The following is a 13,851-nucleotide window of genomic DNA, read 5'->3' as shown; positions in this document are numbered from 1 at the left end:
AATGGATTACTTCGACTATTCATATAAACATAATTACATAGAGTTTAGTAGCAACATATATCGAGTTGGCACATACCATTACAACTGGCATAGTGAGACGGAGATTGTTATTTTATTAAAAGGCCAAATGGAGATGAGTTGTAATGGTGAGACATTTACGATGGAACCACTTGATGTGGTCATTATCTCTCCTCAAGTGGGACATGCCACATTAGCTCTGGAAGAGGATGTCATTGCCTTTGTCATTCATGTAGGAAATGAATTTTACCAACAGTATGATCCAGATTTTGGCGCCTATCAATTTGTATTGCGTTCAGATAATAGTACTCGTCACAATCAATTCTTTACAACCTTACGGCATCATGCAGCTATGACGATGTTATTGATGACTAAAGGTGAAAGCCCGGTACATCGAATGTGGATAGAGCATCATTACTTAGCGTTGGCTGGGGATGTATTTAGAGAGTTTGATCCCATTAAAAAGGTTCATGAAAATGCTAGACCTGGTGATATGAAACCCGCAACGTTCGATAAAATGATTGCCTATATTGATGAGCATTATGAGCAGAAAATAGAGTTGGAAGATATTGCAAAAATTGGGGGCTATAATGTTGCCTATACATCTCAGTTCTTTAAAAAGCAAATGGGGATTTCATTTGTTGAGTATGTATTGAGGTTAAGAATCCGTGACGCTACTGTTCGCTTAGCTGGTACGGATGAGGCTGTCGCAAGAATTGCAAGCGATTGTGGATTTGCAGATGTGAAAGCCTTTAATGTGGCTTTTAAAAAACACTTTAATATGACTCCCACAGAATATCGTAAGCAAGTCAAAAGCATTGGGCGTAAAACCGTCTTACAAGATTGGAAAGAAATTATTTCTGTAGACAATCAAGATGTTCTTGATGTATTGCATTCATTCTTGTCGTATGAAGATGATTCCCGAGCTAAGAGTGAATTGGAATTTATGAGCAAAAAATTGGAATCTTTGAAAGAAAAGTTAGCAGATGTAGTAAAGGATTTATAAAGGTATTTTGTTATATCTCTATGGCAACTAGATTCTTATAGTAACTAATTCTTATAGTAGCTAATTCTTTTAGTAGCTATATTCTTGTGATAAGAGTTTGGTAAGCAAATTATTTTGATGAATTTATGACACATATAGAAAGATTAGAATTGGGTAAATTTCTATATCAAAAAACCCTATAAAGTTATTGAAAAAGCACTACTGTTGATAAGTAGTGCTTTTTTATATGTATTTTCCGGGTGAATTTATATATTGTTATAGTCCCAAAATACAATAAATCGAGAGAAATCTATCTTTTTTCGTTGATTTTAATATAAAAATTATCTTTTAATTTGGATAGTTATATTCACTAAACTGAGTAGAATATATCTCATCAGGAGTAAAAAAATTAGTAAGTTATAATTTTGGAGGATATATGAATCAAGTAAAATTTATGGAAAACGTAGGTAAAGTTGCAACTGTTACTGCTGTAGCTATGTATGTATCTTATTTCCCACAAATCATGCATAACCTTGCACATCCAGGTACTGGTGATTGGATTCAACCACTTGTAGCTGCAATCAACTGTACATTATGGGTAGCGTATGGTTTGTTTAAAGAACATAGAGATATTCCAGTAGCATTAGCCAATGCACCAGGTATCTTCTTTGGTTTAGCAGCGGCTATTACAGCGGTTATGTAATTTTAAGAATAGATATATAATGCTATAGAAGCATAAAACTATAATTTATTAATATATAAAATAAGATTACTGTTGACCGTTATTAATTATATATATCATAATGAATGCATCCCTTTGATTAATAAGGGGTGCATTTTTTATGTAAATAATTGAGAGGTATTTGTTTGATTTTATGAGGGGTATTACGTTGTTATGGATTACTTTCACTATACCTATAAACACAATCATATAGATTTCAATAGTGATATATATAAGGTTAGTACATATCATTACAACTGGCACAGTGGCGTTGAAGTCTTGATCTTGTTAAAGGGCAGAATCGACATGAGTTGTAATAGTGAGGTTTTTACAATGGAACCTCTTGATACCATTATTATTTCCCCTCAAGTAGGTCATGCTACGTTGGCCTTAGAGGAGGATACAACAGCTCTTGTTATTCATGTGAGTAAGGAGTTTTTCCAATACTTTGATCCTAACTTCGGCATGTACCAATTTGTATTGCGCTCAGATAAAACTAATAGGGATAATGAATTCTTTACGTCCTTACGTTATCTTGCGGCACAAATGATGTTGTTAATGGTGAATAGTGAAAGTCCTGATCGTCAATTATGGTTGGAGAGTCACTTTTTAGCCATGACGAGTGATATATATCGTGAAATTGATGCGGTTAAGACTATCCCTATACATACAAAGCCTGCTGATATGACTGTAGCTACCTTTGATAAAATGATTGCCTATATTGATGAAAACTATAAGCAGAAGATAGAGTTAGAAGATATTGCTAAAATAGGCGGTTATAATGTGAACTATACATCTCAATTTTTTAAACGCCAATTAGGGGTTTCCTTTTTAGAGTATTTGTTGCGGTTGAGATTACGAGAGGCTACAGTTCGTTTAGCTAACTCTGAAGATGGAGTAGCACATATTGCAAGTAGTTGTGGCTTTGCAGATATTAAAGCCTTTAATGTGGCCTTCAAGAAACATTTCCATACAACACCATCTGAATATAGAAAGCAAGCAAAAGAGATGGGGCGTAAGACAAAATTACATGATTGGAAGGAAATTATTTCTACTCAGGAAGAAGATATTATAGACATTTTACAAACTTACTTACCCTATCAAGATGTCTCTATCGATAAGAATAGATTAGATGAGGCTAATCAAAAGTTACAGGATGTTAGAGACCAACTTGAGATGGTTGTAAAAAGATTACAATCATAATTTTCATTCTTATAATAACTTGTAATTAGCTATAATTTCATGATTTTGAAAATTAAATTAGGTGGATATACAATTATTAGGTATAGGTGATTTTGTATATTTGTTAATCCTATTAAAATATATGGTGAAAGAGCACTACGTTCTGATGGTAGTGCTCTTTTTTTTATAATCATATAGGTGAAATTGTATATTTTTAATGGGTTAAAAGAAAATAATTAAGGAAATTTTGTATGTGTTTGACAGACTTTCACCAATAAAAATCAACTTGTAAATTGGATAGTTATATACTGAAAAAAGAGTAGAATAGAATCATCGAAAGGAGCTAAGGTTCCGAAACAGAAATAATCACGTCTTAAATATTGAAGTCTTTTTGGAGGTTTGCGATGAGTACGAAGGAACAACAAGTACAAGAAATGACAAATAAGATAGCTAATTTCATTTCTTATATGGCAAAGGTATTGCCTGATGATGTACAAGAAAAAATTCATGAATTGGCACAGGATGAAAAAAATCCTATGGCCAAATCTATTTATGAAACAATGCAACATAATATGGATTTAGCAGCTCAGCTTAATCGTCCTTCTTGTCAAGATACTGGTGTATTACAATTTTGGGTAAAGGTTGGATCTAATTATCCCTTATTAGGAGAATTAGAAGATATTCTAAGAGAAGCAACTTATAAGGCTACACAAGAGGCTCCATTACGATTGAACTGTGTAGAAACTTTTGATGAGTTTAATACTGGTAAAAATATTGGCCTCACTGCACCTTATATTCACTGGGATATCATTTCTGGTTGTGATGATGTAGAAATCTTCCCTTATATGGCTGGTGGCGGGTGTTCCTTGCCAGGGTCAGGTAAAACATTGATGCCAGGCGAAGGCTATGAAGGTATTGCTAAGTTTGTTCTTGATTTGATGACAAGCTATGGATTGAATGCGTGTCCTCCACTATTGGTAGGTGTAGGGATTGCTACAACTATTGATACCGCTGCTGGATTATCTAAAAAAGCATTAATGCGCCCTGTATCTTCAAAAGCACCTAATGAAAAAGCGGCTTATATGGAACAATTGTTAGAAGATGGAATTAATAAGATTGGTATTGGACCTCAAGGTATGGGTGGGGATAAAACTGTTTTAGGTGTGAACATTGAACATGGTACACGTCATCCATCTGTTATTTCTTGTGCTGTTAGTGTAGGTTGTTGGAATCATCGTCGCGGCGATCTCGTATTTGACAAGGATGGTAATTGCACAGTTAAATCTCATAAAGGAGTGACATTATAATGGCTAAGAAAATATTAACTACACCTATTCAACAATCTGATTTAGCAGGCATTAAGCCAGGCGATGTGATTTATTTGACTGGGCATATTACAACCTGTCGTGATATGGGGCATCGTCGTGTGGTAGAAGAAGGTAAAACGTTACCGGTTGATGTTAAAGATGGGGCTATACTTCATGCAGGTCCAATTATTCGTACTTTAAGCGATAATGAATTTGAAGTTGTATCTGTAGGACCTACTACATCTATGAGGATGGAAAAATACGAATATGAATTTGTTAAAAAGACAGGTGTACGTCTCATTGTAGGTAAAGGTGGCATGGGTCCTGAAACAGCACGTGCCTGCAAAGACTTTGGTGCACTACACTGTGTGTTCCCTGCAGGTAATGCGGTTCTTGCTGCTACAGAAGTCGAAAAAGTAGAATCTGCTAATTGGCGTGAATTAGGTATGTGTGAGACTTTGTGGACTTTTAAGGTTAAAGAATTTGGTCCGCTTATCGTATCCATTGATGCAGACGGTAATAACTACTTTGAAGAAAAGAAAATAGAATATAATAAGAAAAAAGATGAAATATTAGACGAAATATATAAACACGTAGGTTTCATCAAATAATAAGATAAGAATAGCGATTTCTTTATATTATGAATAACTTCATAACTTGTAAATATATCTATATGAGAAATAATTATTAATAATATTGTTTTGTGATTTACAGCGTATCTTCATATAGATATACTATAAGAGTATGACTACCATGAAAGGAATTCTCATGGATTATAGTATTGCTATTACACTGGGATTTCTTGTATTTGCAATCGTAATGTTTGCATTGGAGAAAATTCCATTGTCTATTACGGCTATGATTGTGGCCGTTGGATTACATCTTTCTGGTGTATTAACTGCAGCGGAAGCTTTTAAAGGTTTCGTTGACTCTAATGTTATTTTGTTTATTGCTATGTTTATTATCGGCGCTGCTTTCTTTGAAACAGGTGTAGCTGTTGATGTTGGTAACGTTGTTAATAAATTTGCTAAAAATGAAACTATCCTTATTATTGCTATTATGATGCTTACAGGTATTATGTCTGGCTTCTTATCTAATACAGGTACTGCAGCGGTTATGATTCCTGTTGTTATTGGTATTTGCAAAAAGGGTGGTTTTAACCAAACTAAATTCTTAATGCCAATCGTATTTGCCGCTGCTATGGGGGGGAATATTTCTATGATTGGCTCTCCTGGTAATATGATTGCAAATTCTAATTTGCAAGAAGCCGGCCTTGGATCCTTTAGTTTCTTTGCTTATGGTGAAGTAGGTTTACCTATGCTTATCGTAGGTACTTTATTCTATGCATTCATTGGTAAAAGATTCTTACCTGAAGTTCCAACGCGTGAACCTGATCCAAACTATCAAAAAAATGCTGATTTCAGTCATGTTCCAGTTTGGAAAAAATGGGTAGCTGGTTTGGTATTGGTGTTGACTATCGCTGCTATGATTTTTGAAAAACAAATTGGCGTATCCTTAGCGGTTAGTGCCTGGGTAGGCGCACTTGTTATCGTAGCGACAGGAGTTATTACCGAAAACGAAGCAGTTAAGTCTATTGATATGAAGACTATTTTATTATTTGTAGGTTCCTTAGCTCTTGGCACAGCAATGGTAAAATCTGGGGCAGGTGCATATATTGCAAATCTTATTGTTGATGCTTTGGGGGATACACCTAATCCATTGGCATTATTAGCGGTACTTTTCTTCCTATCTGTATTTATGACAAACTTCATGTCCAATACAGCAGATGTTGCATTGCTAGCTCCAATCGGATTGTCTCTAGCATCTCAATTAGGTTTTGATCCTAAAGCGATTCTTGTTGCCATCGTAATTTCTAGCTCTCTTGCGTATGGTACACCTATAGGGATGCCTGCAAATACTATGGTATATAATGTAGCTGGGTATAGTTTTAAAGACTATGTAAAAGCAGGCGTACCGTTAATTGTAGTATCTGCAATTGTATCTTTAGTGTTGTTACCGATTTTGTTCCCGTTTAACCCATAATTATATAAAGGTTAGTCATACAAAACCGTCACCATAGGTGGCGGTTTTATTTTTGTACTATTGGGAGAGAATATTTTAGTAATAAGTTAATATAATGTATAGATAGGTAAGAATTGATTAGACATAAGGGCTACTTTCATATATAATAGATTACTGTAGTTGTACAAATATACATCTACAGTAGACATTGAATGTGGTTTCATAGTTGTTATATAGTTTTTGAGCTGGCCATGGTGCCGAGGAGGCTTTATGTTAAGCGATATTGAGATTGCCCAACAGAATAGAATGGAAAAGATTCAGGTTATTGCCAATAAATGTGGTTTAACACCTGATGACATTGAACAATATGGTCATTATAAAGCTAAAATTTCTTTTGATGCTATTCGTCGTTTAGAATCTGAGCCAGATGGTAAGTTAGTGCTAGTCACAGCGATTACGCCAACACCAGCAGGGGAAGGTAAGTCTACAACGAGCATTGGTCTCGTACAAGGTTTACAAAAAATCGGTAAAAATGCAATTGCTACATTACGTGAGCCATCCTTAGGACCTGTTTTTGGGATTAAAGGTGGTGCAGCAGGTGGCGGTTATGCTCAAGTTGTACCTATGGATGACATCAATCTTCACTTTACAGGTGATATGCATGCTATTACAGCGGCTAACAATTTATTATCCGCTATGATTGATAATCACATCCATCAAGGCAATGAATTGCAAATTGACTTGCGTCAATTATCATGGACTCGTGTTCTGGATATGAATGATCGTGCTCTTCGCAATGTGACGGTGGCTCTTGGTGGCAAAGTATGTGGATTCCCTCGGGAAGATCATTTTATGATTACTGTAGCTTCTGAAATCATGGCTATTCTTTGCTTAGCTAAGGATTTAGAAGATTTGAAAGAACGTTTTGGTCGCATCGTTATCGGTTGTAACTTAGCAGGTGATCCTGTTTATGTTCATCAACTTGGTTGCCAAGGGGCAATGGCTCTCCTTATGAAAGATGCTATCAAGCCGAATCTTGTACAGACATTGGAACATACACCAGCTATTGTTCACGGTGGTCCCTTTGCCAATATCGCTCATGGTTGTAACTCCATTGTAGCTACAAAACTAGGACTTAAGCTTGGTGATATCGTAGTTACGGAAGCCGGTTTTGGCGCTGACTTGGGTGCTGAAAAGTTCCTTGATATTAAATGCCGATACGGCGATATTTTCCCTGATGCAATCGTCATCGTAGCTACATTACGAGCTCTTAAAATGCATGGTGGTGTACCAAAACAAGAGTTGAATACAGAAAATGTTGAAGCCATAACTAAAGGTTTCAGTAACTTGCAAAAAGCAATTGAAAACATGCGTTATTTCAATGTGCCTGTATTAGTGGCAATCAATAAATTTGCTAGCGATACAGATGCAGAAATTGCTGAGTTGACTCGCCTATGTGATGAGTTTGGCGTGCCTGTAGAGCTTAATGAATGTTGGGAAAAGGGCGGCGAAGGCGGCACTGATATGGCGAAAAAAGTTGTAGAGTTACTTGAAGGCCCTAAGCCAGCACCTAAATTCGTATATGATTTGGAAGATAGTTTAGAGGATAAAGTTAATAAAATCGTTAAAACTATTTATGGTGGCGATGGAGTTATCTTTACGGACAAAGCCAAAAAGCAAATTAAACAATTAGCAGATTGGGGACTGGATCGTTTGCCTGTATGTATGGCGAAAACGCAATATTCCTTATCTGATAATCCAGCATTATTAGGGGCTCCAACAGGATTCACTATTACTGTATCCGATATTCGTGTTGCCAATGGGGCAGGCTTTATTGTATGTCGTACAGGTGATGTAATGGTAATGCCAGGTCTTCCTAAACGTCCTGCTGCTCTTAATATGGATATTGAAGCAGACGGCACAATTAAAGGCTTATTTTAATAGATATTGTTTATAGTAGAACGTTTCTTAACTGGAGATTTATAGTGTCTGCTATAATTAGTTATATTTTTATTGTGTTCAATATTTGTAGATTTTTATAGTAATTACAAAGCGATAACAAGACATATCTTGTTATCGCTTTTACATGAGGCCTTGTTATGAAATTAGTGGAACAACGAGTGATAGATTTTGTGGCTGCTACTGCATCTAAAGAGCCAACACCAGGTGGTGGTGCTATTGCAGCACTAACTGCCGCAACAGGTGCGGCTTTAGCAGAAATGGTAGCAAACCTTACATTTGGTAAAAAAGGTTATGAAGCGGTTCAGACCGAAATGGAGGAGCTTCAAGCTAAAGCAGAAGCGATTCGCGAGCGCATGCTCGAATTATCTCAAGCTGATGCAGATGTATTTAACATCTTTATGAACGCCTTAGGATTGCCAAAGAATACAGATGAAGAAAAGGCTGCGCGTACAGCTGCTATTCAACAAGCTTACAAAGATGCGGCTATGGTACCTTTTGAGATTGGAGAATTAGCGAATCAAATATTTGATTTAGCAGAACTAGCCTCTCGTAAGGGGAATCAAAACCTTATTACAGATGGTATTATTGCTGCTATTAATGCGCGTGCTGCGGTGAAATCAGCTTTTTTGAATGTGCGTATTAATTTATCTGGTATTAAAGATGAAAGTTTTGTAGCAGAACTAACATCTAAGATGTATGCCATTGAAAAAGATCTTGATGTTAAAGAGTCGTCTATCATAGGGTTATATGAATAATAAGAGATTATAATATAAATCCAATAATATAACCGAGCAAACTATAAAAGTTCGGGAAATAATATAAAGAGAGCCTATTAATACATATAAAATAATAGACTCTCTTTTTTGTATTGTTAAAATCCGAACGATAGTGTAAAATAAACGGGTGATATTTCGAGATTTTATGTAGGAGACATTATGACAGATCAAAAACAAATGAATACGGTCGATAGCATGCTGCCCATACCACAGCTCTTTGCCTTTGGTTTACAGCATGTACTTGCTATGTATGCTGGAGCTGTTGCGGTACCGATTATTGTGGCACAGGCGATGAATTTACCGGTGGAGGACTTGATTCGACTTATTACAGCAGACTTGTTTACCTGCGGCATTGCGACCTTAATTCAAACATTAGGCTTCGGTAATATAGGTGGGCGTATTCCTATGATCCAAGGTGTTACCTTTGCATCTGTCGGACCTATGACTATGATTGGGGCACAGCATGGTATGACTGCCATTTACGGTGCCATTATTGTAGCAGGTCTATTTACTTTTATAGTAGCTCTATTCTTTAGCCGTCTAATTCGACTGTTTCCCCCTGTTGTAACGGGAACAATAATTACTCTTATTGGGATTAATTTGATGCCAGTTGCCATTAATTGGATGGGGGGTGGTGTAGGAAATCCAGAATTTGGAAGTTATACGAACATAGGACTTGGATTTCTTACGTTCTTAATTGTTGTCTTTGTATACAAGTTTGCTAAAGGTTTCTTAAGTAATCTTTCTGTATTAATAGGCTTGATCGCAGGCACAGCAATTGCCTTTGCAATGGGTGTTGCTAATTTTGATGAAGTTGGTCGATCTCAATGGGTTGCTTTCATTGAACCATTCTATTTTGGTTTGCCAACCTTTGACTGGGCTTCTGTATTATCTATGATTATCGTCATGCTCGTTGTTATGGTAGAGACGACAGGTGATAGTATTGCTATTGGTGAAATTGTGGATAAGCCAATAGGTCGAAAAGAATTAGCCTCTGTTATTCGTGCCGATGGTATCTCTACTTTAATAGGGGGAATTCTTAATAGTTTCCCATATACAGCCTTTGCTCAAAATGTAGGACTTATTGCGGTTACAGGTGTTAAAAGTCGTTTTGTAGTAGCTGCATCTGGAGTAATCTTAATTTTGTTAGGTTTATTCCCTAAGTTAGCCGCTATTGTTGCTAGTATTCCAAATGCAGTACTCGGTGGTGCTGGCATTGCTATGTTTGGCATGATTGTTGCCAGTGGTATCCGCTCTCTTGGCAAGGTTAGTTTTGATGGTAATCATAACTTGATGCTTGTGGCGATTAGTATTGGAGTGGCTATGATCCCTATTGCGGCGCCGAACTTTTATGCTAATTTCCCTGATTGGGCACAAATTATTTTAAAATCTGGCATTACCTTTGGTAGTATTACGGCAATCTTGCTTAACTTATTACTCAATGGTGTTAATCATGGCGATGAAATTCAAGAAATGGGTCGTCGCTAAATAATACATACGAGAACTCTATTCCTATAGAATAGAGTTCTTTTTAGTGATTAAATTCACAGGGAAAATGTATGAATACTATGTTATAATATATAGATAATTGTAGAACTATTTTGTGATACTTTCATAAAATAGGAATACAGTCTGGATTTACAATTAAGTGTTTATAAAAAGTTATGTATATGGAATGTTCCTATAAGAAGGGAAGGGGCACGTGGCAGACGGAAAGATTATTGCTATCTCCATTAGTGAGAAAAAAGGGCAAAAAAAACATAATATTGAATCCGCCAATCTCATTGTAGATCATGGGATGGAGGGAGATGCTCATGCAGGAAATTGGCACCGCCAAATCAGCTTACTTGGTATCGCTAGTATTGAACATATGCGGGCACAAGGGGCAGATGTAAAACCTGGTGATTTTGCTGAAAACATTACAGTAGAAGGTATGGTTCTTTATGAATTAGCTGTAGGGACTCACTTACAAGTAGGGACTGATGTTATTCTTGAAATTACTCAAATTGGCAAGGAATGCCATCATGGTTGCGAAATCATGAAACAAGTTGGTTCTTGCATTATGCCTACACAAGGTATCTTTGGTAAGGTTCTTAAAAACGGTACGATTCGCGTAGGTGATGAAGTATCTATTATTAAATAATTTTGAGTTGGTAAACGAGGTGTATTATGAAAGACGCATGGGGCCGTACAATTGAATATGTACGTCTGTCGTTGACAGATGCGTGTAATTTTTGTTGTCCCTACTGCCGACCTGCAGAAATTACTCCTCAAAGTCAAACACAACTATTATCTGTTGATGAATGGATGAATATATTAGGGGCCTTCCATCATATTGGTGTGAAGGCAGTACGCCTCACAGGCGGTGAGCCTTTGCTCTATCCACATATCGAAGAGTTACTAGGTCGTATTAAAGAAACAGGTTGGTTTGAAGATATTTCTATGACTACCAATGGTAGTTTATTAGCCTCACGAGCGCAACGGTTAAAAAAACTTGGCTTGAATCGTGTGAATATTAGTTTGGACTCTCTTGAAACTGAAGCTTTTGCCACCTGTGTTGGTAAAGCGGGACAGTTGGAGTCCGTCCTCGACGGTATACGTAGTGCTATTAATGCTAACTTTAAATCCGTTAAGATTAATACGGTTTTATCTCGTTATTGGTCCGATGATGAAGTTAAATCTTTATTACAATATGTTGAAAAATGGCCTGTTGTTTGGCGATTTATTGAATACATGCCGTTCCAAGGTGATGCCTTTCATGGGCCTACCTTTGATGAATGGAAGGAACAACTAGAACGCGTTAGTGGCGGATCTCTCACAGAGGTTCATTCTGTTTATGGCTTTGGTCCTGCTACATATTTGGCACTACCTAGTGGTAAGGCTGTAGGCTTTATATTCTCTATGTCTCATAGCTATTGTGACACTTGCAATCGTGTACGTCTTACATCTGACGGTCAAATGCGATTGTGCTTGTTGCGAGATGATGAGGCTGATCTCGTATCACTCGTACGCAAAGGTGTATCTATAAAGGACTTAGCTAATCATATTGAACGTGCTTTGCAACGAAAACAAGAACGACATGATGGTATAGGTATGGATCAACCTGAGCGTCCAATGTGGCGAATCGGAGGGTAGTATGGGATTTTTTGATTTTTTAAAGCCTAGATCAAAGGAGAATGTTGAATCATGCTGGCCTGGAGGCAAGATGCTTCAAGTCCATATAGAATACAATACACAAGAAACCGTATTTACTTATTTTGGTCGTTATGGGTTACAGTTTAGCGTTCCTAAGTCTAATTTGACGAATGTTATTGTAAAAGAAGTAAGTCGCACTCATAGTGTGCTTCAACTATATAGTGGTGAAAACTGCGTAGGGACTAGTGATCTACTCCCTACTGAGGCCTGTAATATTATGAAGGATTGGGTATTACAATATTAATAATATGAATGTTGATATTTTATAGGAGTGTAATAAATTTTCTTTACATTCCTATAAAATAAGCATATAATTATTCATGTCATGGACCACTAGCTCAGCTGGCAGAGCACCTGACTCTTAATCAGGGTGTCCAGGGTTCGAACCCCTGGTGGTCCACCAGAGTAAAGAACTCACATTTTGTGTGAGTTCTTTTTTTGTGTAAATATTTTTCTTTTAGCTTTTTACATATCTTTTTAGCCTTTATATAGTTATTTACATGGTTAAAATACGTTGTGGTTTAATCCTATTTTTCTCAAACGAGTAGTCATTGATTTAATTAAGTTTATAAACTTTGATATTAATTGAATATAGTATTGATACAATATAATATATTTTATAGACAGTAAAACTATAATAGCTTATGATGGTTTTATAATAGTTTTCTCACTAGGAGGTACCAAATGGCAGTAGATGTTTCTAGAACACAAGATGTGTATAAAGATGCTGGCCAAAGTGTCAACTTCACCACTTTGTTATTAAACCGTAAAGATCATGAGGCAGAGCTTGAAGTGATTCAAGATATGGCAGATCGTATTCAAGCCATTAAACGTTCTGTTAGTATTCGCGCTAATGGGGAAGGTTTGGGCATTGCCTTTGGCTTTAGCCGTAAGGCATGGGATTATTTGTTCCCTAATGCACCGGTACCAAAAGAGTTAGAAGACTTCGAAGGCATAAAAGGTGATAAACAAGATGTACCCGCTGTAGCAGCTGACTTATTTTTGCATGTCCGCTCTAATGATGAATCTGTTACGTATACTGTAGTAGATCAAATTATGGAGTTCTTACGCCCTATTACATCTGTTGTAGATGAAACCCATGGCTTCCACTACGAACAAGGTCGTGCGATTATTGATTTCGTTGATGGTACGGAAAACCCTGTTGGCCAAGAGGCTGTAGAGTGGGGCGTTATTGGAGATGAAGATCCTGAATTTACTAATGGCTCTTATGCATTTGCACAGAAATATGAACATGATCTTGATGCATGGCGTGCACTTCCTACAGAAATGCAAGAGAAATTCATTGGCCGCCGCAAATTTAGTGATATCGAATTAGAGGATGACGAAAAAGACCCGGCAGCTCACAATGTAGTGGCTCAAGACAATCGTGATGATGAAGAACATAAGATCGTTCGTATGAATGTTCCATTTGCTCAACCTGGTCAAGGTGTTCGAGGCACATACTTTATAGGTTATGCTCGTTACTGGGATGTGACCAAAACAATGCTTACCAATATGTTTACACAAAATGATAAATTGCTTGATTATTCTAAGCCTATTACGGGCATGCTATTTTTCATTCCGTCTCTTGATACATTGGATGCTATTGCAGAAGGTGAACTATAATCGATTTCTAATTGATGGTGGAGACTAAACATTTATCTAATTAGCTAGTAATGTTTA

The 13,851-nt window shown here is 36.7% G+C and carries 13 protein-coding genes and 1 tRNA gene; all 14 read left to right on the top strand.

What is annotated here, in order from left to right; all coding sequences use genetic code 11:
• Window position 1 precedes the first annotated feature (1 nt).
• The 14 genes from E7K77_RS03500 (at window position 2) to E7K77_RS03435 (ending at window position 13,794) form a co-directional block, all read left to right on the top strand.
• Window positions 2–1,024, top strand: a complete 1,023-nt coding sequence (locus E7K77_RS03500) for an AraC family transcriptional regulator (protein ID WP_004698749.1) — start codon at window positions 2–4, stop codon at window positions 1,022–1,024.
• A 415-nt stretch (window positions 1,025–1,439) separates the two neighbouring features.
• The gene (locus tag E7K77_RS03495) at window positions 1,440–1,706 is read left to right on the top strand and encodes a SemiSWEET family transporter (protein WP_004698672.1); all 267 of its coding nucleotides are present in this window, start codon (window positions 1,440–1,442) and stop codon (window positions 1,704–1,706) included.
• 192 nt (window positions 1,707–1,898) lie between these two features.
• Window positions 1,899–2,927, top strand: coding sequence for an AraC family transcriptional regulator (locus E7K77_RS03490; protein WP_038150581.1), 1,029 nt, complete (start codon window positions 1,899–1,901; stop codon window positions 2,925–2,927).
• Between the two features lie 383 nt (window positions 2,928–3,310).
• Entirely contained in the window at window positions 3,311–4,213 is a 903-nt protein-coding gene (gene ttdA / locus E7K77_RS03485; protein WP_004698665.1) for a L(+)-tartrate dehydratase subunit alpha, read from the top strand.
• A complete protein-coding gene (gene ttdB / locus E7K77_RS03480) occupies window positions 4,213–4,824 on the top strand; it encodes a L(+)-tartrate dehydratase subunit beta (protein WP_195394632.1) in 612 nt (203 codons plus the stop codon). Before ttdA ends, ttdB begins: the two co-directional genes overlap by 1 nt.
• A 157-nt stretch (window positions 4,825–4,981) precedes the next feature.
• Window positions 4,982–6,256 (top strand): SLC13 family permease, encoded by a 1,275-nt coding sequence (locus E7K77_RS03475; protein WP_077708600.1) that lies wholly within the window; start codon window positions 4,982–4,984, stop codon window positions 6,254–6,256.
• 249 nt (window positions 6,257–6,505) lie between these two features.
• Complete coding sequence (locus E7K77_RS03470; protein WP_278617787.1) at window positions 6,506–8,176, top strand: formate--tetrahydrofolate ligase; 1,671 nt, start codon at window positions 6,506–6,508, stop codon at window positions 8,174–8,176.
• 158 nt (window positions 8,177–8,334) lie between these two features.
• Window positions 8,335–8,952, top strand: a complete 618-nt coding sequence (locus tag E7K77_RS03465) for a cyclodeaminase/cyclohydrolase family protein (RefSeq protein WP_195213091.1) — start codon at window positions 8,335–8,337, stop codon at window positions 8,950–8,952.
• 180 nt (window positions 8,953–9,132) lie between these two features.
• On the top strand, window positions 9,133–10,461 hold the full coding sequence (locus tag E7K77_RS03460; RefSeq protein WP_278617786.1) for a nucleobase:cation symporter-2 family protein: 1,329 nt from the start codon (window positions 9,133–9,135) through the stop codon (window positions 10,459–10,461).
• 214 nt (window positions 10,462–10,675) lie between these two features.
• Complete coding sequence (locus E7K77_RS03455) at window positions 10,676–11,116, top strand: MOSC domain-containing protein (protein WP_278617785.1); 441 nt, start codon at window positions 10,676–10,678, stop codon at window positions 11,114–11,116.
• Between the two features lie 26 nt (window positions 11,117–11,142).
• Window positions 11,143–12,108, top strand: a complete 966-nt coding sequence (gene moaA / locus E7K77_RS03450; protein WP_215675472.1) for a GTP 3',8-cyclase MoaA — start codon at window positions 11,143–11,145, stop codon at window positions 12,106–12,108.
• 1 nt (window position 12,109) lies between these two features.
• Window positions 12,110–12,412 carry a hypothetical protein gene (locus E7K77_RS03445; protein ID WP_008714343.1) on the top strand — a complete coding sequence of 101 codons (303 nt, stop codon included), beginning with the start codon at window positions 12,110–12,112 and terminating at the stop codon, window positions 12,410–12,412.
• 83 nt (window positions 12,413–12,495) lie between these two features.
• A tRNA-Lys gene (locus E7K77_RS03440) sits at window positions 12,496–12,571 on the top strand.
• A 281-nt stretch (window positions 12,572–12,852) separates the two neighbouring features.
• The gene (locus E7K77_RS03435) at window positions 12,853–13,794 is read left to right on the top strand and encodes a Dyp-type peroxidase (protein WP_008714341.1); all 942 of its coding nucleotides are present in this window, start codon (window positions 12,853–12,855) and stop codon (window positions 13,792–13,794) included.
• Window positions 13,795–13,851 lie beyond the last annotated feature (57 nt).

Origin of the sequence: Veillonella parvula, assembly GCF_032577575.1 — a bacterium.
GTDB lineage: Bacteria > Bacillota > Negativicutes > Veillonellales > Veillonellaceae > Veillonella.
This window is presented reverse-complemented; position numbering and strand designations above follow the sequence as displayed.

Coding starts and splice junctions, on each gene's coding strand:
- E7K77_RS03500 (WP_004698749.1), top strand. CDS start 2: ATGGATTACTTCGACTATTCATATAAACATAATTACATAGAGTTTAGT.
- E7K77_RS03495 (WP_004698672.1), top strand. CDS start 1,440: ATGAATCAAGTAAAATTTATGGAAAACGTAGGTAAAGTTGCAACTGTT.
- E7K77_RS03490 (WP_038150581.1), top strand. CDS start 1,899: ATGGATTACTTTCACTATACCTATAAACACAATCATATAGATTTCAAT.
- ttdA (WP_004698665.1), top strand. CDS start 3,311: ATGAGTACGAAGGAACAACAAGTACAAGAAATGACAAATAAGATAGCT.
- ttdB (WP_195394632.1), top strand. CDS start 4,213: ATGGCTAAGAAAATATTAACTACACCTATTCAACAATCTGATTTAGCA.
- E7K77_RS03475 (WP_077708600.1), top strand. CDS start 4,982: ATGGATTATAGTATTGCTATTACACTGGGATTTCTTGTATTTGCAATC.
- E7K77_RS03470 (WP_278617787.1), top strand. CDS start 6,506: ATGTTAAGCGATATTGAGATTGCCCAACAGAATAGAATGGAAAAGATT.
- E7K77_RS03465 (WP_195213091.1), top strand. CDS start 8,335: ATGAAATTAGTGGAACAACGAGTGATAGATTTTGTGGCTGCTACTGCA.
- E7K77_RS03460 (WP_278617786.1), top strand. CDS start 9,133: ATGACAGATCAAAAACAAATGAATACGGTCGATAGCATGCTGCCCATA.
- moaA (WP_215675472.1), top strand. CDS start 11,143: ATGAAAGACGCATGGGGCCGTACAATTGAATATGTACGTCTGTCGTTG.
- E7K77_RS03445 (WP_008714343.1), top strand. CDS start 12,110: ATGGGATTTTTTGATTTTTTAAAGCCTAGATCAAAGGAGAATGTTGAA.
- E7K77_RS03435 (WP_008714341.1), top strand. CDS start 12,853: ATGGCAGTAGATGTTTCTAGAACACAAGATGTGTATAAAGATGCTGGC.